The 20,181-nt window shown below is 38.3% G+C and carries 16 protein-coding genes; 5 read left to right on the top strand and 11 right to left on the bottom strand.

Translation table 11 applies throughout. The annotated features are described in order from the left end of the window. Positions 1-257 precede the first annotated feature (257 nt). From ELX58_RS03430 to ppk1 (ELX58_RS03445), 4 genes are all read right to left on the bottom strand, one after another. Entirely contained in the window at positions 258-3,965 is a 3,708-nt protein-coding gene (locus ELX58_RS03430; protein ID WP_133441766.1) for a hypothetical protein, read from the bottom strand. A 172-nt stretch (positions 3,966-4,137) separates the two neighbouring features. After that, on the bottom strand, positions 4,138-5,097 hold the full coding sequence (locus tag ELX58_RS03435) for a Ppx/GppA family phosphatase (protein ID WP_133441767.1): 960 nt from the start codon (positions 5,095-5,097) through the stop codon (positions 4,138-4,140). Between the two features lie 14 nt (positions 5,098-5,111). Continuing rightward, a complete protein-coding gene (locus tag ELX58_RS03440) occupies positions 5,112-5,729 on the bottom strand; it encodes a phospholipase D-like domain-containing protein (protein ID WP_133441768.1) in 618 nt (205 codons plus the stop codon). A 21-nt stretch (positions 5,730-5,750) separates the two neighbouring features. Then, positions 5,751-7,190, bottom strand: a complete 1,440-nt coding sequence (ppk1, locus tag ELX58_RS03445; RefSeq protein WP_133441769.1) for a polyphosphate kinase 1 — start codon at positions 7,188-7,190, stop codon at positions 5,751-5,753. A gap of 449 nt (positions 7,191-7,639) precedes the next feature. Between ppk1 (ELX58_RS03445) and ELX58_RS03450 the strand changes: the two genes are divergently transcribed. Together ELX58_RS03450 and ELX58_RS03455 are read left to right on the top strand one after the other, a co-directional pair. Then, positions 7,640-8,104: a CopY/TcrY family copper transport repressor gene (locus ELX58_RS03450; RefSeq protein WP_133441770.1), complete on the top strand. Its 465-nt coding sequence runs from the start codon at positions 7,640-7,642 to the stop codon at positions 8,102-8,104. Between the two features lie 151 nt (positions 8,105-8,255). Continuing rightward, positions 8,256-10,319 carry a copper-translocating P-type ATPase gene (locus ELX58_RS03455; RefSeq protein ID WP_133442570.1) on the top strand — a complete coding sequence of 688 codons (2,064 nt, stop codon included), beginning with the start codon at positions 8,256-8,258 and terminating at the stop codon, positions 10,317-10,319. A gap of 235 nt (positions 10,320-10,554) precedes the next feature. On the opposite strand, the gene ELX58_RS08060 is transcribed toward ELX58_RS03455, so the two are convergent. The 3 genes from ELX58_RS08060 to ppk1 (ELX58_RS03465) all read right to left on the bottom strand — a co-directional run bounded on the left by ELX58_RS08060 (position 10,555) and on the right by ppk1 (ELX58_RS03465) (position 13,405). Beyond that, entirely contained in the window at positions 10,555-10,680 is a 126-nt protein-coding gene (locus ELX58_RS08060) for a hypothetical protein (protein WP_257791764.1), read from the bottom strand. Positions 10,681-10,765: 85 nt separating this feature from the next. Continuing rightward, complete coding sequence (locus tag ELX58_RS03460; protein WP_133441771.1) at positions 10,766-11,167, bottom strand: hypothetical protein; 402 nt, start codon at positions 11,165-11,167, stop codon at positions 10,766-10,768. A gap of 141 nt (positions 11,168-11,308) precedes the next feature. Then, on the bottom strand, positions 11,309-13,405 hold the full coding sequence (gene ppk1, locus ELX58_RS03465; protein WP_162614623.1) for a polyphosphate kinase 1: 2,097 nt from the start codon (positions 13,403-13,405) through the stop codon (positions 11,309-11,311). Positions 13,406-13,523: 118 nt separating this feature from the next. Between ppk1 (ELX58_RS03465) and ELX58_RS03470 the strand changes: the two genes are divergently transcribed. Continuing rightward, on the top strand, positions 13,524-13,766 hold the full coding sequence (locus ELX58_RS03470) for a hypothetical protein (RefSeq protein ID WP_133441773.1): 243 nt from the start codon (positions 13,524-13,526) through the stop codon (positions 13,764-13,766). Between the two features lie 32 nt (positions 13,767-13,798). On the opposite strand, the gene ELX58_RS03475 is transcribed toward ELX58_RS03470, so the two are convergent. From ELX58_RS03475 to ELX58_RS03485, 3 genes are all read right to left on the bottom strand, one after another. Continuing rightward, positions 13,799-14,449, bottom strand: a complete 651-nt coding sequence (locus ELX58_RS03475) for a YoaK family protein (protein ID WP_162614624.1) — start codon at positions 14,447-14,449, stop codon at positions 13,799-13,801. A gap of 82 nt (positions 14,450-14,531) precedes the next feature. Further along, positions 14,532-15,329 (bottom strand): DUF4811 domain-containing protein, encoded by a 798-nt coding sequence (locus tag ELX58_RS03480; RefSeq protein WP_133441775.1) that lies wholly within the window; start codon positions 15,327-15,329, stop codon positions 14,532-14,534. After that, the gene (locus ELX58_RS03485) at positions 15,330-16,778 is read right to left on the bottom strand and encodes an MDR family MFS transporter (protein ID WP_133441776.1); all 1,449 of its coding nucleotides are present in this window, start codon (positions 16,776-16,778) and stop codon (positions 15,330-15,332) included. 146 nt (positions 16,779-16,924) lie between these two features. On the opposite strand from ELX58_RS03485, the gene ELX58_RS03490 reads away from it, so the two are divergent. Continuing rightward, positions 16,925-17,380 carry a MerR family transcriptional regulator gene (locus ELX58_RS03490; protein ID WP_133441777.1) on the top strand — a complete coding sequence of 152 codons (456 nt, stop codon included), beginning with the start codon at positions 16,925-16,927 and terminating at the stop codon, positions 17,378-17,380. A 148-nt stretch (positions 17,381-17,528) separates the two neighbouring features. Then, complete coding sequence (locus ELX58_RS08065; protein ID WP_257791765.1) at positions 17,529-17,663, top strand: hypothetical protein; 135 nt, start codon at positions 17,529-17,531, stop codon at positions 17,661-17,663. A gap of 177 nt (positions 17,664-17,840) precedes the next feature. On the opposite strand, the gene ELX58_RS03495 is transcribed toward ELX58_RS08065, so the two are convergent. After that, positions 17,841-20,111: a phospholipase D-like domain-containing protein gene (locus ELX58_RS03495; protein ID WP_162614625.1), complete on the bottom strand. Its 2,271-nt coding sequence runs from the start codon at positions 20,109-20,111 to the stop codon at positions 17,841-17,843. Positions 20,112-20,181: the final 70 nt, after the last annotated feature.

Raw genomic sequence — 20,181 nt, forward strand, 5'->3', positions numbered from 1 at the left:
AATGTTATCACTAATTAAAAGCAATTTATCATTACTCCATAATTTATTAATTAACACCATCGCATAATTTCGTTGTGTTAATTATTTAGATATTTCATGTTCATTTATTATTATCCGGGATCATCCGAAGCCATGTTCATTAAAAAACATCGATTGCTTGATCTAAAACAAAGCGCTTAATTTTTTCGCTAAAAATAAAAAGATCGCTAATCTTTAACGACCTTTAATACTAATATAAGTATAAGAATTTTTCTAATTTATAAAGCGTGTGCCAATTTTCTGAAGAATTGTCTAATCGCATGATTAACTGCATGAATCGATCTTATAAAGAAATTTTGCGACTTTTTATGTTTCTTAACCGACTGTAAAGCAACCTTTTGTTTATGACTCTGAACTGGTAAATTAGGTCGCCTAGTTTTATGGGTGCTTTTAGCTGTTTGGTGCGGCTGATTTTCTTCAGATAAAGCTTTAACCCCGTGATTGATGATATTATGAATGTGTTTCAAGGATTTTTTCTTCGTATCTTCATCTAAGGATGATCGAGAGATTCGATCATCAGCACTCTGGATCGCCGCTAATAACACTTCAGCCGAGCCAACTTTATTAAACACCTGTTTAACGGTAGCAAGGCTTTTCTTCTTAGTTTCAAGAAGCTGCTCATCAGTTGCATCGTTTACGACCCGCTGATGTGAATGCTGCAGGGTCTGCGTTAACAGCGTAGTACAGGCTTTCTTTTCTTCATTTTGCAAGTACTTGAATTTCTGGACTTCTTTATCAAAATATTCAATCTGGTCTTGAATATCTTGATAAACGTGCCGCTTTTTATCGTTGATTGCTCTAACCGAAGTAAAAATGGCAGCTAACTTTTTTTCACCAGCATATCGATTATTAATACAAGTCCTGATGTCAGGAGCTTTCATAATACGATGAATCGTGACGTGATAACAATGATTAAATTTCTTGTCCCACGTTCTTACTCCACGATTATTTAAAAGTTTCAGTGATTTCAGTTGATCCGTTAAATCATCGAATTTCTGGTTAAATCGTTTAATTTGGGTATAATAAATGATTTTGTGATGTTGATATGTTAAATTCTGCAAATTAGTGTGATAAAGCTGTTTAAGCTGATCACCATTACTTGAACTAATCTGATTCAGAAGGATATGCCGTAACTGATTCAAATTCGCCAAAGTTTGATCGTAAACTTGACCGGCTTGGTACTTCAGGGCGTCCCGTCTAACCTGCTCAATCTCATCATCTAACTTATGCAGAATGTTCCGTTTAGCCGGATCTAACAAGCTTGTCTGACGGATCAATCGATTTAATTGAGTCTGATTATTTTGGATCAACTTCATTATCTGGGCGTTATCACAAGACTGAATCTGATTCATCATTTGTCTATTAACGTTTTGGATATTTTGAAGAGCCTTTTGTTTATCATCACTAGCGACATGCTTAAAGTCTTTAGTTGTGGCTTGCGCCTTCTGGATAATATTGTCCCAAATTTGCTTATAGCAACTCTGCAAAACTTGATCTAATTTTTCATGGCATCGCTTAAGTTCATCATTAACATGCTGACCAACGCTACAGTTGATTCGCCCGTTGGCCTGATTAATAATAAATAGGATCTGATTAATATTAAGCAAATGTGAATAGTCGTCCAATGATTGCTTAGCCTTTGTCATCATCTGATTAAGCTTATGATGTGCTTTAGCTTTCGTTGCATCATATTTATCAATAACTTGATCAATTGATCGGCTGATCTTCCAGATCCCACGTTGATTTAAAGTCTCAATCTGCAATAACGAAGTAGCGCTGTTAATCCGTAATTTAGTTTTATAAACCAGTTCATGTAACTGATAGAGCACGTTCTTTGCTGAATTATAGGTCTTCAGCTGATTATGAATTAACGGAACTAACCAATTCAGATGTTCAAGATCGATCTTCTTAACGTTCTTAATAGCAATTTCAGCCCAATTCTTTATCTCGTTAATTGATTGGTTAAATTGGGTGTTAAGGTCATTTTTGTCCTTGGCATCATTAAGCGTGACCAGTCGCTTATTCACTAGCTGATCCAAGGAATCATTAAGCAAATTTCGATAGCGCGTAATAAAGAGACTCTGGTTAATTAATTGATGCGTGTGATTGGCCTTATCGAGAAGCTCATTTATAATTTGACTTTCTAATGGCTGATTATTTTGAGCATAAATTTTACGGTAAACGCTATTTTCGTATTGTTGTTCTAAATGACCCCAATTAGCCACCTGAGATGTCGACTTGGCTTGATGTTTAAACGCCAGTAACTTTTCAGCCAACCATGACTTTTCACCAGAAGTGATCGTTGATTCCTGATGAATAATCAGCTGGTTTAACTTAACTAATCGGCTAATCATCCGTTTTTTATCTAATACTGATGCACGCTTCGAGATCTTTTTAATAGCCAATACTTGGTCGCTATAACTAAGTCGGTCATTATTTTCAATTTGAGTTAAATGATCGCTTAATCGTTGCTTTTGATCATTACTTAGATATGAAAAGATAATCTGAGCCGATGTTTTAAAATTCCATTTATCAAGATTTCGTTGCTTAACAAATCGATATTGATTATTAAGAAATTGATTCAGTAGCTTCTTAACATCAGCGGCACTTTGATGTTGATCCTTAAATTTTCGACCGGCATTAATGATCTGGATCGTTAAATAACCTTTATCAATCGGTAATAGATCGGTAATTTGCTGAATCTGCCCTTTTAAATCATCAATTAGGTTTTTAATCCGATTAGCGTTAATTAATTCATTACAATGATGATTTAAATCATTTAAACTGTGTAGACCCCGATTTAATTCTTCTTTTGCCGATTTTTGATGCAAACTATTAGTTGATGATGCAATATCTTCAGCTTGATTAGTCAAATTAAGTCGTTGATCACCCGTTAAAGCAACGTTAGGTTGATTAATCCCGACTTCAAAACTGTTAACCATCATATCAATGATCATCGCAACAATTTTATATTGAGTCGAATATAAATTGTTGGCATTAACCTGCCAGGATGCCGCTTTCATATTCTGAAGCGTATCATTATAAATCTGATTAATTCGACTATTTAACTTCGATTTTTCACTGGATAATAAATTAAGCGAAGTAATCTGCTTTTTAATTTGGCCAATAAATTGATTGAATTTAGTAAAGGTCTTTAAGTTATACTGATACCCTGATTGATTTTGCTTAAATTGATTTGCGGATTGATGATAAATTCGGGATATTTCAACAAAATCACTCGTTGTCATTAAATTATTAATCACATTTCGACTAAATTGATCAATCTCATGATTAACCACCATTTTGGCGTCGTGACTAAATTTATCATAATGACTTATCTTATTTTTAGCTTTATCAATTAAGATTTCGACCTTATTAATGGCGTTACTCTGATTATCATGAGCAAATTTATATAGAGCACCATTAATAGCGCCATTATCATAGGTTAATATATCCCTTAACGCATTAAGTCGTTTTGCGTCATTAATATTTTCTTCTGAATACTGCTTAAACGAGCTAACTTCAGAAACAATGGTTTGTTGCTGGGCTCTTGTGAGTAATGAATGATGAATATTCTTAATGGCTAAGTCGGTCGATTGAGCTAATTTCTGGCAAGTAATAATTCGACTTAGTTCAAGTTTTACCCTTTGAAATAATAATTTAACTTGAGCATCAGAACGAACGACCGATAAAATCTTGTGAGCACGAGTATTTAACTGATTAATCTGAATTTGAGAATTACGTTGGTCCCGATCTTTAATGTTATCGATGTGATTTAACTGCTCACGAACATGTTTAACCTTTCGATCAATTACATTCCCGAATTTCTTAACATCAACCTGGGTTAATTTCTGTTGTTCAGTATGTTTAACGTTCTGTTGATGATCAAACGATCCCATAATCTGCTCAAATTGACGATCATTCATACTCATTGCTCCTTTTCATCCTTGAGGAATAGGTACATTATACAACAAGTCGATTTATCTCAATATCGATCGGTTTATGTCACCTGCTTATGAAAAAACTAGCCCGTTAATTACTAGTTCAAGATTAGCGATTAACGGGCTAGTTAAAGTTATTGATTTTAAAATTTCCTAATTAATTATTCTTAGTAAAGCCATGCTTTTCTTCACTCAACTGATGCAAGTATTCATGTAAAGCACCGGTCCGTAAGCCGTGCTTTGAGAAAATAACTCTAGTTGAGTCAATGTATCTCAGTAAGTAAACCAACGGAGCGGTACCACCAACAACGATATCGGCACGGTCCTTTGGTAGACCTGGAATGTTCTTTCGTTCTTCCAAGCTACTTGCTAGCATCTTATCAAAGACTTCATCGACCTGCGTATTTGACATCCTGAAACCATGAATCTTATCCCAATTCTTACGAAGTGGATCTTTATGGCGCCAAATCTTAGCTAAGGTTCGATTCGATCCACCTAAGGCAATAACCGGAGTATTACGACCCCAGTTCAACCACCAAACATCATCATAGATTAAGTTCAATGCGGTGAATAACCTAAAGACATCACTGGCGGTTGGCTTATCGGTGTGTAGATAACGTTCAGTTAAAGTAACACCACCAATTGGCAAGCTTAATAAATGAGTTGGTCGTCGGTTCTGAACCAAGATTAATTCAGTACTGGCACCACCGGCATCGATAATTACACAGTTAATGACTGGTAATGAATTAACGACACCTAAGTAGTCGTAGTAAGCTTCGGATTCACCAGGTATGACTTCGACATCAAAACCGGTTTCCTTCTTGACTAACTTACAGAATTCCTTCTGGTTTTTAGCCATTCGGACGGCTGCGGTGGCCATGACACGCATATTTAAGTTATCTAAGCCTTGGATATCCTTCTTAAATTTCTCTAAGGCACCGATAGCTCGCTTCATGGCAGGCTTCTGTAACATCTTATCATTTTCCATCATACCTTCGGACAAACGTGCGGAGACCTTATCTTCAACCAAGGTATGGGTCATCCCGTCGTTTTCGATCTGGGTAACAATCATATGAATTGAATTAGAACCTAAATCAATTACACCAAATCTTCTCATAGCATTCACGCTTTCTAGAATCGACTGTACAAACGCTCAGCAATTTGCTTACGGTGGGTCATGTAAAACTTTAAGTAGTTAAATGGCTTCCCCTGATGATCCAAACGAACCTCATGCCAAGTATCATCTGGCATCAAAATTTGGGTCTGCACATTGTCCTTCCACATCAAGCCAAAGATGTATTGAATCTGCTTCCGAATATGGCGACTTAAGACTGGGAATAATAATTCAACCCGTCGACTTAAGTTTCGTGGCATCATATCCGCACTGGATAAATATACCAGACGATCACCACCGTTTTCAAACATGTAGATCCGGCTGTGTTCTAAGTAACAACCGAAGCCAATCGAGTGGACCGTGATGTTCTTAGCAACTCGTGGATCGTTTAATCGTAGGTCACAGATCGTTCTTACAATGATGTGAACCTTTACACCGTTGTAACTAGCACGATATAATTCTTGCATAATCGGAATATCCGACAAATGATTCATCTTCATGTAAATGGCCGCAGGTTTACCTTCTCTAGCGTTGGCGATTTCGTCTTCCATCTTTTGTATTAGGAAGTTACGGATGCCAAATGGTGAGATCACTAACTGTTTAAAGCGTTTTGGCTTTGAAAATCCGGAGAGCATATTAAAGATTCCGGTAGCATCCTAGCCAATTTCTGGATTACATGTAAATAGATCCATGTCGACGTAGTGCTTAGCGGTCTTTTCATTGTAATTACCGGTGGACATGTGCATGTAACGACGAACGCCGCCTTTTTCACGACGAACGACCATCGCTAACTTACAATGAACCTTTAAGCCCTTCATCCCGTAGATCACGTGGCAACCTAACTGCTGTAACTGAAGTGCCCACTTAGTATTAGCAGCTTCGTCACCACGGGCCTTTAATTCAATCAAAACGGTAACCAATTTACCGTTCTTAGCGGCTCGCTTTAAGGCTGCGATTACAGGAGAATGTTTAGAAACTCTATATAACGTGATTTTGACACTAATGACTTTTGGATCATCGGCAGCTTCCCTTAAGAAAACTAGGATCGGTTTGAATGAATCAAACGGGCGATGAAAGAAGAGATCGTGCTTCCGAATCGCTTTAAAGATGCTAATTTTCCGCAGGAAATCCGGAAAAAACGGCGTGTATTTCTTGGCCATCAAATTCTTATGACCACGGATTTTTTTAACCATTTCATTGATGAAATGAAGATCAACTGGACCGTCAACTTTATACATATCACAATCAGCTAACTTGTAGTGATCCTGAATGAATTTCATAATCTTCGGGTTAGCGTTAGCTTCAATTTCGACTCGTAACGGCCGGCCATACCGCATTTTTCTCAAGCGGTTATCAACATCGTAAACTAAATCCTTGGTTTCTCGGTCATCAATTGCAATATCCTGATCACGAGTTAATCGGAAGCAGACTGAACCTCTAACGTTTAAGCCCTGAAAAATTTGACCTAAATAGTTCTTAATTAAATCTTCCTGAAGGATAAAGTCATTCCCGTGATTAAACGGTAACCGAATTACCCGTGGAAAACTAAAGGCGATCGGGATCATGGCAAAGTATTCCTTATCGTCTTTCGGTCGGCGAATTAAAATCGCCATGCAAGTCTTACCACTTTCGATGAACGGGAACGGATGCGTACCGTCCACAGCGATTGGGGTTATGACTGGATATAATTGCTTCTGAAAATATTCATCGGCATAACGACGCTGACGTGGACTTAAGTCCTTAACGTGACGAAGATAAATTCCATGCTTGGCTAAAGCTGGTAACATATGCTTCTCCCAAATGTGATATTGTGTCTTAACCAATCGGTGCGCATGAGTCCGAATCGCATTTAATTGATCATGGAATGTTAATCCTGAAGCATCGCGCCAATTCGGCCACTCGTGCATTCGTTTGATTATCTTCGCAGCCCGAACCTTAATGAAACTATCTAAGTTATTTTGGGTAATTCCCAATAAACGTGCCCGTTCCAATAATGGGTTCACGGGATTCGAAGCTTCATCTAATACTCGTTTATCATAATCGATCCACGTAACTTCTCGATTATTATAATAGCGGCATTGATCTAAATTGAGCATTAATAAAGCACTTCTCCTCGAAAAACCAATATCTTTTCTCTTATTTTAAAAATAGAAGTACAGAAAAAATAAGGCCATGACTCCCTCAGACACCATGACTATATATAAGTTTTGAACGCAACAGTGGCCAAATCATCAGTAATTTATGTTGAAATTTCACATCACAATTTGTCACTGCAGTCTATCTCCTTATACCTATAATGCACTTATGGCCCTTTGATGTCAATGATTGTGAAGAAATTAACTTCGATTTGTTTAACCATATTATTTATACCAGAGATCTTAATTTTAAGTATGGCTAAATATTTGTTTAACAATGTAGAAATTACATCCCAAATTATTTCCTTTTTTAATTATCACTAAAATTCCCAGTCATTTAAATTGAAACTCTTCGTTTACAGCTGTAAACTCATTAATGAATTGAATTGTTTACAAATGTAGACGAGAGGATGATAATCATTCACGAATTAAAAGAAATCTCTAATGCTGAATGGTTAATCATGCGGGTAATCTGGACGATGAAGAAATGTACCAGTCGTCAGGTCATCAACGTGATGAGCCATAAAGAGGGCTGGAAAGCGTCCACCGTTAAAACATTATTGACCCGCCTAAAAAAGAAAGGCTTCATCAATAGCCATAAGGTCAGTAATAAGTACATTTATTCACCTAATATTGGTGAGCAAAAGGCTGCCAATCTAGCTACCATGAACGTCTTTCGTGATATTTGCCCGATGCATGCGGGTAACGCGATTAATAATCTAGTCCAAAATATTTCAATTAGTAAGTCAGACGTCCAACAACTGATTAAGACTTTAATGAAAGTCGAGAAAACGGCTCCCACTAAAGTGAAATGCAATTGTTTAGATCCCGACGCAGAAAAGGAGGCTGCCTATCATGAACATGAAGCACGATAAAAAGATGACCATGCCAAAATCAGACATGTCACATATGAACATGGGCTCCGAAAAGAGTCATACCATGCGAATGTCAGCTACTCACGGAACAAACCCGAAAATGGACATGTCAAAACATAAAATGAAGGACATGAACATGAAACACGGATCCATGAAAGGTATGAACATGTCCAATATGAAGAGCATGAAGCACATGAAAATGGGCAAAAATATGACCATGAAAGGTAAACACATGATCATGAAGATGCCCGGCGGTGTCACGATGGACATGACCGGACTTAAGCAGAAATTCTGGTTATCGTTAATCCTGATGGTCCCAATTATCCTCATGTCACCATTCATGGGCATGAAGATGCCGTATGAAATCACGTTCCCAGGTTCAGATTGGGCGGTCGCAGTAATTAGTTCCGTTCTGTTCTTCTATTGTGGTCTACCGTTCTTCCATGGTGCCCTAGGTGAAATGAAACAGCATAAACCGGCCATGATGTCATTGATCAGCATGGGTATCACCGTAGCTTACGTCTATAGTGTCTATGCCGTTATTGCCAACAATATCTTTGACGTCAGGCCAAGGGTAATGAACTTCTTTGTTGAACTAGCTACCTTAGTAGTCATCATGCTGTTAGGTCACTGGATCGAAATGGATACCATTATGGATGCCGGATCCGCCGTTAATAAATTAGCGGCACTTCTTCCTGATGTTGCCCACCTGGTTCAAGCCAATGGCAAGATTAAGGACGTTAAAGTTGCTCAGCTAAAACCTGGTGATCAGGTCATGATTGAAGCCGGTGAAAAAATCCCTGCCGATGGTAAGATTCTCAAGGGTTCAAGCATGGTTAACGAATCATTGGTCACAGGTGAATCCAAATTGGTTAAGAAGCACGTTAAGGACCAGGTCATCGGTGGTTCTACCAACGATGAAGGCTCAATCCAGATTAAGGTTACTGGAACCGGTAAATCAGGTTTCCTATCTAGAGTTATGGACTTGGTATCCAGTGCTCAAAGTCACAAATCAGCAAAGGAAAACATGGCCGACAAAGTATCTGGCTACCTATTTTATGCCGCCTTAGCCGCAGCCATCATTGCTTTCGTTGCCTGGTCGATCGTTCATAGCGTGGCCTTCGCGATTTCGATGGCCGTTTCCGCATTGGTTATCGCATGTCCTCATGCTTTAGGATTAGCCGTACCATTAGTTGTGTCTCGGACAACTTCGTTAGCTGCCACTCATGGTCTATTGATTAGAAATCGAAACGCCTTAGAAGACATTAATCATATCCATTATGCCTTAATGGATAAAACTGGAACGTTAACCGAAGGTAAATTTAAAGTTAACGGTTTAAAGAGCTTTGACAGTCATTATTCAGACGCTAAAGTTTTAAGCATCTTAGCTAGCATTGAACAGTCATCCAGTCATCCTCTTGCTACCGGGATCATGAATGCCGCTAAAGCTAAGCACGTCAAATTCGATAAAGCTAGCAACGTCAGTCAGATTACCGGTGTCGGCCTTAAGGGTTCTGTCAATGGTCAAGAATACGAAATCGTTGCCAGAAAGTACTTACGCAAGCATCATATCAGCTTTGATTCAACTGTATTTAATACTCTGGCTTCCCGTGGAAATTCCGTTAGCTTCTTGGTAACCAATAACAAGGCCGTCGGAATCGTCGGTGAAGGTGACCAGATTAAGCCTGGATCCAAGCGTTTAATCCGGTTCTTGAACCGTCATGATATTCAACCCGTTATGCTGACCGGTGATAATCCAATTGTCGCTAAGAAAGTTGCTCATGACTTAGGTGACATTAGTTATCAGGCTGGTTTGTTACCATCTGATAAGCAAAAGCTGGTTGCTAAGTATCAGAAGAAATCCGGCGTTATGTTCATCGGTGATGGTGTTAACGACGCCCCTAGTTTAGCTAAGGCCAACTTAGGAATCGCCATTGGTTCGGGTACCGATGTCGCTATCGAATCCGCTGATGTTGTCCTAGTCAACAGTGATCCAAAAGATGTCATTAGCTTAGTCGACTTAGCTCGTCACTCCAACATTAAGATGGTTGAAAACCTCTGGTGGGGAGCTGGTTATAATATCGTTGCCATTCCGTTGGCTGCCGGTCTACTAGCATTCGCCGGAATCGTTATTACACCAACGGTTGGTGCGATTGTTATGACATTGAGCACCGTTGTAGTTGCTATTAATGCTATGACCCTTAGAATTAAGTAAGAAGTTAAAAATATAAGTATGAAAAGGAGATTTTACTATGGACATGAAGAAGAAAAATGCACCTTGCTGTAGAATGGTCAATGGTAAAAAGGTTTGCCGTCATTCAACCGCTAAGGATCATCATTGCACCTGTGGTCAGAATAAGTAAATAACAGAATTCTAAAATGAATTAAGCCTCTTATGCTAAACGTTATAAATTCAGCGTAAGAGGCTTTTTTATGACTAAATATAAGTATTATTTAGGTTGATCTAAAGCATCTTGATATGCTTCTTTCATGGCTTTGAGGCCCATTTTAGAATCCAAGAATGCTTCATCTGGATTAATTTTATCTAGAGATTTTAGTTCCTTTTTTGAGAACATTGTTAATCTCCTCTCTATTTTTATCATTAATTTTAGCACACTTTAATAGAAATCGTGTGCAGTGAAGTGCATCGATATAACATGATTATTGTCTATATAATAAATGAATGAGCGATTTATGCAATATTCGTTCTTCTTCAGCTAGTAGATCACCTAAACATCTTTTCAATACTTTATTATTTACGATCCCAATATCTTGATCAACATTTATACTCCACGCACTTAAGTATATTACAAGCCTACTTTTAATGGATTGAATTTTATACATAATCATTTTTCTGAATTTTCGTTTATCTTGCTCAAAAGACTTTTGTAATGCTTTATTATACACATGAATTTTTTGATTATGGAACTCAATCTTATTTTGAAAATCAATTAATTTATTAACAGTATTATTTTTAATTTGACGGTTACGATCCATCTGATCTTCAATACCATTAAAACAGCTATGAAATAAGTCCTTTAAAAAATCACTTGATAAATTCATAATTATTCACTTCCTTTCTACATTATTAATTACGTAAAAGAAGCCCAAAATATTTAATAAAAAAATAATCCCACCTCATTGAACAAACTTACTTGCTCAACAAAATGGGATCATTTTAGAGACTGTTTTAATTAACTAAATTTATACGCAGTCTGGGTAATGTTTATATAGCTTCATGGCAATTTGTTTAGCATGCTTAGCGTAGTATTGCTGGTAATCTAAGCGCTTATCATGCTTCTTGATGTGAACGTGCTTCCAGGTATCATCAGGCTGAAGTACTCGGGTCTTGGCGTTATCTTTCCACATCAGTTTACAGATCCAGAGAACCTGTTTGCGAATGTTTGAATCCAAGACTGGGAACATGAGTTCAACTCGGCGATCTAAGTTTCGTGGCATCATGTCAGCACTAGATAAGTAGACTTGTGGATGCTTACCATCCTTAAAGGCATAAATTCGACTATGTTCCAGGAACCGACCCACGATCGAATGAACCTTAATGTGTTTACTAATCTTTGGGTTATTCAACCGAATGTCACAAATTCCTCGGACAATCAAATGAATCTTGACGCCAACGTAGCCCGCTTCGTAGAGGGCTTTAATGATGGCATCATCAGACAGCGAATTCATCTTCATAAAGATAGCTGCCGGTTTGCCCTTTCGGACGTTCTTAATTTCCTGCTTAATTTTAGCTTTAATAAATTTTTTAATGCTGAACGGAGCAATTACAAGCTGCTGTAATGCATCCGGTCGAGAATAACCGAACAGCATGTCAAAGATCTTATTGGCATCGTTAGCGACCACCGGATTAGCCGTTAAGATATCCATATCAACGTAGTGTTTAGCGGTCTTATCGTTGTAGTTACCAGTTGCCATGTGAACGTAACGGCGCAAACCGTTACCTTCTCGTCGAACGACTAACGTTAATTTACAATGAGTCTTCATCCCTCGTAAACCATAGATGACACGGCATCCAGCAGCTTGCAGATCATGAGCCCACTTGACGTTAGCCTGTTCGTTGCCACGAGCCTTGAGTTCAATCAAGACCATAACTTGTTTACCGTTTTCGGCGGCTTCCTCCAAGGCTTTAATAATTGGCGACGTGCTTGACACACGGTATAGGCTGATCCGAACTTCAACTACTTTCGGATCTTCGGCAGCCTGCTGGAGAAACATGATGACCGGCTGGAATGAGTCGAACGGTCGGTTAAAGAACCAGTCATGCCGTCTAATTGCGGAGAAGATGTCGCCTTCTTTGAGAGCCCGTGGAAAAAAAGGCATAAACTTCTTGTAAAATAGCTTCTGGTGTTCGCCAGTTCCTTTAACACTCTTAACGATCTGGCCAACAAAGTGAAGATCAAGAGGTCCACTAACTTCACAGGTATCCTTATCCGTTAAGGAATAGTGATGCTGCAAGAACCGTTTAATCTTGGGACTGGTACCCTTTTGGAGTTCAAGCATTAATGGCTTCCCGTACTGCAGTTCACGCAGATGATAATTGACCATCCGAAGTAAGTTGGTGGTGTGACGATCGTCTAATGCGATGTCCTGATCACGAAGTAATCTGAAACATGCAACGCCTTCGACTAAAAAGTTCTGGAAGAACGTCTTGATGTAGCTCTTAACCACGTCCTCCTGCAGAACAAAATTATCATGGTGTTCATTTGAAGGTAACTTAATCACTCGTGGAAAAGCACACGCGATCGGACAGACCGCAAACGATTCGGTTTCAGTAAACGGATTTTCAATTAAGATTGCCATCCAGGTTTGTCCAGAACGGACGAACGGAAACGGTCTAGTGGCATCAACGGCCGATGGAACAATCGTTGGTAATAAATAATTCTTGAAGTATCGGTTAATGAATTTATGCTGATAAGGCGTTAACCGATTAACCGAAAGTAGGTTAATATTATGCTTATGTAATTCCGGAAGTAGATCATGTAGAACCTGATACATCTGGTGAATCATATCTCGGGTCTTCTTACGGATCCCGTTTAATTGATTCTGATATGTTAATCCCATCATATCCCGTAATTCAGGATATAACTGCATTCGTTTTTCGACCTTAGCCATGCGGACACCGATAAACTGGTCCAGGTTATTCTGGGTAATGGCTAAGAAGTTCAGACGTTCTAACAATGGGTTGTGACGATCACGAGCTTCATCTAAAACTCGTTCGTTAAAATCAAGCCACGTCAGTTCACGATTGTTATAATAACGACTCGCTTTTAGATTAATCATCATAACAGCCCCTTTTTCTATTCAATTTAAGTATAAGTGCCTGATATATAAGGTAGAGTGTGCTAATACCTAATCTCAGATGTTCTTTTACGTTATTATAAATATAAAGGGGATCTTAATGATGAGTAAACGAATTACGATCCAAGATGCAATTAATCATTCCGATGACATCGACGTCTGTAACGCTCTCCAGCAGTTTTCTAGTCACAAGACTTTAACCCGTTCGGGACTGCATACAATCTGTGATTATAGCCACGCCATCAAAAACCACATGAACGTCAGCCAGCTATTGAAGAAAGCGGGCTTAAACCAGAACCATCCCGTCAGCTTAACTAAATTAATTCAGACTGAAATTAAATAAACTAATAAAATTAAAAGGCGTACTGAAAATTTTCAGCACGCCTTTTTATTAACCGCAACGATAAAAATACTGATTAACATAATGATCGCAAATAATAATGCCCAATCATTAAGCCATTGAATCAATAATCCTGTAATGATGGCTCCAATGAAGAAACTGATTAAGGATAGTAAATTAGCGATAACCCTGGGATAATCACCCTTATCCATGAAGTTGATCGTTTTCTTCATATGGCCCATCATCATTAGTGGTGTAAAGGGATGCCCCTTAATCTTTGGAAAGGTCTGGAGCTGAACCGCACCAACGAACGACATTAGCGCAATGGAAATTAAATCATGCCCACTTTGAGATAACAGACATACCACTAATAATAGAATGACTTCAGCTAGGATCATCTGTGCACTAAACGAAAAGTGATGAGCCTTCGCCGCTTTACAAAGATCCTGATAAAATCGGGTTAATATCAAGCCAAGCACAAACGCCACCAGTGCGGAAATGTATTTTATAATTTGCATTCCGCTTAGCTGTGAATAACCAGCACCGAGTAAAACCAGGTTCCCGGTCTGCAATCCCGCAAAGACGTGGCCGTGCAACAGAAACGAGTCTGCATCTAAACTGCCACCGACTGCACACAATAACATCCCAACCGGTAAACTCTGGTACAACTGATGAAGTTTCGTCATCTTACGATCCTCTCTAATTTTTGGCATCAAAAAACACCGCTCATTATACTAAATGATCGGTGTAATTTGAAATTGAAATTTGTTATTTAGCCACGTAGCCTTCCGGAGCAGTTTTAGCCTTTGCTAAGACTTGCTTCATGATCTTTTGCATGGCTTTTCGCTTCATTTGATTCTTAAATTCGTGCATAGCTTGTTTCATAACGGCTTTTTTCTGTGAAGCCGTCATCTTTGGATCCTTTTGCATGGCTTTCATCATCTTAGCCTGAACGTAAGCTTGAGCTTTCTGTTTCAACATGGACTTTGCCTGTTGTGAATTCATTTGATGCTTGTTATTTAAAGCAATCTTTTTAGCAGACTGCTTCATCACCTTAGCTTGGCTTGCTGATAAAACGATCCAGCTCTTGGGTACGTAGAAAGTATTGACGGTCGACTTAGTTTGATGCTTCATGGCTAAACCAAACCAGTCACGAGCTGCATTGGATCGATAAGACCATTGACGATGTGTGACCTTCAGAGATGGCTTAGCTGATTTAGTGGTAACAATCCGGTTTTTGACGCTGACGTCAGGATTAGTGTGCTTAACACTACCATTATTAGTAGAACGGTAAGCCACGATTTCGTGCTTCTTAGCCGAGCCAACCTTTTCATAGACCAACATTGATTGTTTAGGACTCATCGAAGCTAACTTTTCGGTATGGGTATGGTTAACCAAATGCATCCCGTAATGCTGGTTAAAGTTGGCGATTGAAAAGCCAATCGTTGCTAATAGCAGTAGACTAGAAATTAATGACGTCGTGATGTGGACCCATCGATTCGACAGGAAGAGGTTCCAGGACATAAAGAACAGGATTGCAACGATTACTAACGCAAATAAAATCATTTAAGCCACCTCCTTCTTGTTTCTAACCCAGAAGGTTGCGATAAAGCCGATGACACAGAATGCCAGAGCAACGATAAAGGCGGCATGGTATCCGCTTAAAGCGGCGTGGATCATACTACTCTTGTATCGCAGTGGATCGGTCGTCAATAAATGCTTTGAGGGCGTCGCATTTTTAGTAACGTTAGACAGAACCGACGTTAAAACGGCGGTCGCAATTGAACTCGCAATTTGTCGCACGGTATTTAATGCTGAAGAACCATTATTAACGTTGGAAGTTGGCAGATCATTCAAACTGTAGGTCGTAATCGTCATTAATGACATTGCGATCCCAACCGAACGAACGGCATAAAGGACAACTAAGTAAAGAACCGGCGTGTCCTTAGTCAGGAAGATAAACGGTAAAGTACCGACGCCCATTAGGAAGAAACCGCTAATGCACAGATATCTAGCGCCGTATTTATCGAAAATCTTACCGGTAACTGGACTAATCAAGCCAATCGTTAGTGCTCCGGCTAACAGTGTTAATCCGGAATGGAATGCGTTGTCGCCACGCACTGTCTGCAGGTATAAAGGCAGAATCATTTCAAAGCCGACCAGGCCCATCATTGCGAGGGATGCAATGGCGGTCCCTAAATCGAACTTAAAGCTCCGGAAAACACTAAGGTCAACCAACGGATACTTAGTCTTAAGATCTCTCCATACGAATAAAATAGTAAAGATGATGCCGACTAATAAAGTCGTCAAGACAACGGGACTTCCCCTGCCATTTTGACCGACAGAGGAAAAGCCGTATAACATCGATCCGAAGCCAACCGTGGAAAAGACGACTGATAAGTAATCAATTTTCGCTTTGTGTACCGGAAGAACGGGCTTAAATAGAAAGATTGCACAGATAATGGCTGCCGCAATCGGTGCCGTGTTGATCGAAAAAAGATCTTGCCAGCGGGCGTTATCAATAATCCAACCGGATAACGTCGGCCCAATCGCAGGTGCTAAGCCCATTACTAGACCACCAAGGCCCATGGCAACACCACGTTCACCTTTTGGATAGATATTAAAGATGACCGTTTGAAATAGTGGCATTAAAACACCGGTAGCCATCGCTTGAATAATTCGAGCGGCCAATAACGTTCCAAAATTGGGTGCATGCCACGCTAGAATGGTTCCAATCTCAAAGATTACTAACGTCGAAATAAATAGCGTCTTAGTGTTGATCCGTTCCATTAACCAGGCGGAAATTGGAATCATAATCCCGACCACCATCAGAAAGGCACTTGTTAGCCACTGAACGGTTGATGTATTAATATTAAAGTACGTCATCAATTTTGGGTAAGCCGTCGCTAAGACCGTTTCGTTCAAAATTGGAAAGAACGCCCCGAAAAGCATTACGGCCATCAGCAGTCCCCTGCTGTAAGAATGACCGTTTTGATCAACGATTCTTTTATGCATGATTGACCTCCTTATAATCGATTTAATTTGTTTCGTTTGATTGACGATTTTTATATTACTCGGTTATGAATAGAGTGTCAACAGTATTGACAAAGATTATACATAATGTAGAATATTAACTGTTAATTCGAACGGAGGATAAATGAATGAACCAATTATTAACCGACATCCGCAACCGATTCCAAGCCATTTTTAAGAAAAACCATTTAGCTTTTAACATGAACGACATTTCCAGAATTACGGGTCTTTCCAGGAGTCAAGTCCATTACTGGGAAGCCAAAGGCTACATTAAACCAGTTAATTACCAGAAGAACCGAAATCATGTTTATGATTATTTAACGCTGATTAAGATCGAATTAATTCAGTCCTACTTAAAGTCAGGCTTTACGTTAAAAATGGCCAGTCAAAAAGCTAGTCAAGGTCGGAAATATGCGGAATTAATTCACTACATTATTGTTAACCGAATTCGGAGTATTGATAATGATAATGGATTACCAGCAACGGACTTTGGTGCATTAGTTAACAATCCAAAGCAACACGTTGTTTTCGTTAAGAAAGCTAACGGTGACGTCATCGCCAAATTAGTTAAAAAAGACCATTAACGATTAACGAATCGCCGATGGCCCTTTCAAATTATTATTATTTCATGATATACTAAAGACGCTGTCCGCAATTACACCAGGTAGCAAGCGTCCTTTTTCTGAGACCTTTAATGGTTTCAAATTAAAAGTCTGAGAAGGAGGAATTATTATGACAGTATTAGCAGGTTTAGTTATTTTAATTACTTTACCAGTTAGCTATGGTGTCGTTAAAGGTATTAGTTTCGCTTACGAAGCTAAATACGCTAAGGTTTCTGCTTTACATAAAGCAGCAGCTCAACGCTAATCCCGAAATGTTACTTGTATGCGAACTAACGAACAGTTAATCCAATAACAATAAAGTTAGATTAGCAAAACATATTGCATCTCAATATGCACGGCCAGCTAGATACAAGCTGTGTCGATTCTTGAATTGCGAACAGCAAGTAACGGCTCATAGTAGCCGTTATTTTTTTTACCATTTTTACTTAAAGATTCGATGCCACCATCCTTTCAGTCGATTTGGATTGATTCCAATCCATTCAAAGAACGGTTCTTTTTTAATTTCGATTTGCATACTATTTTTATTACCAACTACTACTTTGGGTGATAAATCATTTCGATAAACTTCAGATGGCTTTACGCCGTACCGAATTCCTGAATTAACGTTTAGTCGATTAATATCAAAAAACATATTTTTATGATTATCAGGATTGGTTATGAACCAGTCTGGGTGCGATTCATATAACTTCTTCCACTTGTCACGGCCAGATTCCTGTTCATCGTTATATCTTTGTTTTGGAAAATATTTAGGTAACGGCAGTCCGCAAATTTTATAATAATGCTCAAAAATTAGTCGAGCCCCACGTAAGAAATCATATAAGCCATTACTTGTCGTATTCTGATTATTATATTTCTTCCAAAAGTTATCTGGTTCTTGATATAACAAATTGGAAAAGCGAACCACAAAGTCATCAAAAAGATTTGAATCCAATTCATCCAAAACCTTACTGTAAGCAAGTCCTGACTGCTGACGATATTTAGTGTCAAATACCTTATCATTCTCTAGATAATATGAACGACGACGGGAACGCCCAGGCAACGTATAATCAGATGAATTAGTTGTTCCAATAAAGACTGGAAATGGTAAACCGGTATCATTACATCGGTTTGTTTCATCAACGATTAAATCATTACCATAATTAGGTCGTTTAAAGAAGACAGACGGAACTTCATCAACAATGATTGGTGCAACGTTTCCAGTATTGATCCACGCTTCAATTTGTTTAATAGTTAATGATTTCTTACGGGTTACACCTTCAGGAATGATTTCACTATAGAGTTGAGGATCACTGCCATTATTAATGCCTAATAACTTAATTAAAATTCTTAGTAACGATGACTTACCACTACCACCTTGTCCACCAATGAACAGGAATTGGGGGATATCTTGACCTTCAATCTGAGGTTTAGCCTTTTGTCGAACTTCGTACAAAAATGGTGACTCAAACGCATAGAGAATAATTTCCATAATTCTAGAACAATATCGATTATCACTATCAACCGCAAAACGGTTATAGTCATCCATTAAATCTTGGATCCCGTTCAAATCGTGCCTAATTTGCTCAACACTTGCTGTAGCGCCAAACGGAATTAATTTATGATTATCTTGCTCAATAAATAATCCTGAATGATTTTTTACTCGTTGTGATGGAAAACTGAATAATTTAGCGGATCGCTGTGCAACATTTTTGCCAACGTCTTTAGCAACTTCAACGTGGACATTTTTCTTATAAGCTACTTTTAAAGATCTTGAATCTTTGATCTTAGGGACTTTAGTCCGTGGATTAATCATCTCGGTTTCTAACTTTAAAGTAATGTTTTTAGTATCTTCGTTCTTTTTATCCATTTTGTCCATGGCCTGAAGTTTTTGACGCATCATTTTTAATTCATTCAAGTCCTTGGGAACAATCAAACCTAACGAGAGTTTATGCTTCAATTCATTTGCCATTTCAACGTACTTAGCCTTTTCAGCCTGCTTTACTTCTTCAGGGGTTAATACTGATGCATCTTCAATCTGTTGTTTATTGCCATTTTTATCCTTTTTAACTAATTTCTTTTTAGTTAAACTCGTTAATTCTTTAGGGAAGTATGGTTGAGTATTAGGTAACAGTTCTTGATCGAAATACACCTTATAGTCATTAAATAATGAGCTATTATTCTCGATAATGATGTTTTCAAATTGTTTAATCTTTGGATTAAAGGCTCGGTCAGATAAATTAGCCGAACCAACTACAATTCGATTGTCACCCGTTTTAGAATTATTCATCAGATAAAATTTACTATGAATAACAGCAGTTAACGGTGTATATAACTCAAAATTCTTGGCTGTTAATAATTTCTTGGCGTAGTCATTCAAATCTTGATATAAATCAGTCATTCGATGACGTAGAACATTTTTTAAGCTGTTAAAAACGTTTTGGTTAACGCTTGAAAACGACTGATACACTTTATTGTCATTTTTTGAACCATCATTACCAATTACTAATTTAATATCATTAAATTTAGTAATGTATTGATTAATAAATTTACTTAATACTGCATAAGTAACGCCTAAGAACTGATCATATTTATCAGAATCAAAGATTTGTGAAGCTGATAGATGAACTTTCTCGCCGTCTTGAATAATGTAAAGCGGATCATATTTATGAGGTTTACGATTATTAAATAAATCCATCTGTTTTGATTTTTCCATAGGTATTTCCTTTCCTTTTTTCATTTTCAATGAGCTACGATACCTATTAACAAGGCTCAATTCATTGATG

It is taken from the genome of Acetilactobacillus jinshanensis, assembly GCF_004359375.1.
In the GTDB taxonomy this organism is placed as follows: domain Bacteria; phylum Bacillota; class Bacilli; order Lactobacillales; family Lactobacillaceae; genus Acetilactobacillus; species Acetilactobacillus jinshanensis.

Coding starts and splice junctions, on each gene's coding strand:
- ELX58_RS03485 (WP_133441776.1), bottom strand. CDS start 16,778: ATGCATAAAAGAATCGTTGATCAAAACGGTCATTCTTACAGCAGGGGA.
- ELX58_RS03435 (WP_133441767.1), bottom strand. CDS start 5,097: ATGAGAAGATTTGGTGTAATTGATTTAGGTTCTAATTCAATTCATATG.
- ELX58_RS03450 (WP_133441770.1), top strand. CDS start 7,640: ATGATAATCATTCACGAATTAAAAGAAATCTCTAATGCTGAATGGTTA.
- ELX58_RS03440 (WP_133441768.1), bottom strand. CDS start 5,729: ATGCTCTCCGGATTTTCAAAGCCAAAACGCTTTAAACAGTTAGTGATC.
- ELX58_RS03430 (WP_133441766.1), bottom strand. CDS start 3,965: ATGAATGATCGTCAATTTGAGCAGATTATGGGATCGTTTGATCATCAA.
- ELX58_RS03480 (WP_133441775.1), bottom strand. CDS start 15,329: ATGATTTTATTTGCGTTAGTAATCGTTGCAATCCTGTTCTTTATGTCC.
- ELX58_RS03470 (WP_133441773.1), top strand. CDS start 13,524: ATGATGAGTAAACGAATTACGATCCAAGATGCAATTAATCATTCCGAT.
- ELX58_RS03495 (WP_162614625.1), bottom strand. CDS start 20,111: ATGGAAAAATCAAAACAGATGGATTTATTTAATAATCGTAAACCTCAT.
- ELX58_RS08060 (WP_257791764.1), bottom strand. CDS start 10,680: ATGTTCTCAAAAAAGGAACTAAAATCTCTAGATAAAATTAATCCAGAT.
- ELX58_RS03460 (WP_133441771.1), bottom strand. CDS start 11,167: ATGAATTTATCAAGTGATTTTTTAAAGGACTTATTTCATAGCTGTTTT.
- ppk1 (WP_133441769.1), bottom strand. CDS start 7,190: ATGCTCAATTTAGATCAATGCCGCTATTATAATAATCGAGAAGTTACG.
- ELX58_RS03490 (WP_133441777.1), top strand. CDS start 16,925: ATGAACCAATTATTAACCGACATCCGCAACCGATTCCAAGCCATTTTT.
- ppk1 (WP_162614623.1), bottom strand. CDS start 13,405: ATGATTAATCTAAAAGCGAGTCGTTATTATAACAATCGTGAACTGACG.
- ELX58_RS03475 (WP_162614624.1), bottom strand. CDS start 14,449: ATGACGAAACTTCATCAGTTGTACCAGAGTTTACCGGTTGGGATGTTA.
- ELX58_RS08065 (WP_257791765.1), top strand. CDS start 17,529: ATGACAGTATTAGCAGGTTTAGTTATTTTAATTACTTTACCAGTTAGC.
- ELX58_RS03455 (WP_133442570.1), top strand. CDS start 8,256: ATGAAAGGTATGAACATGTCCAATATGAAGAGCATGAAGCACATGAAA.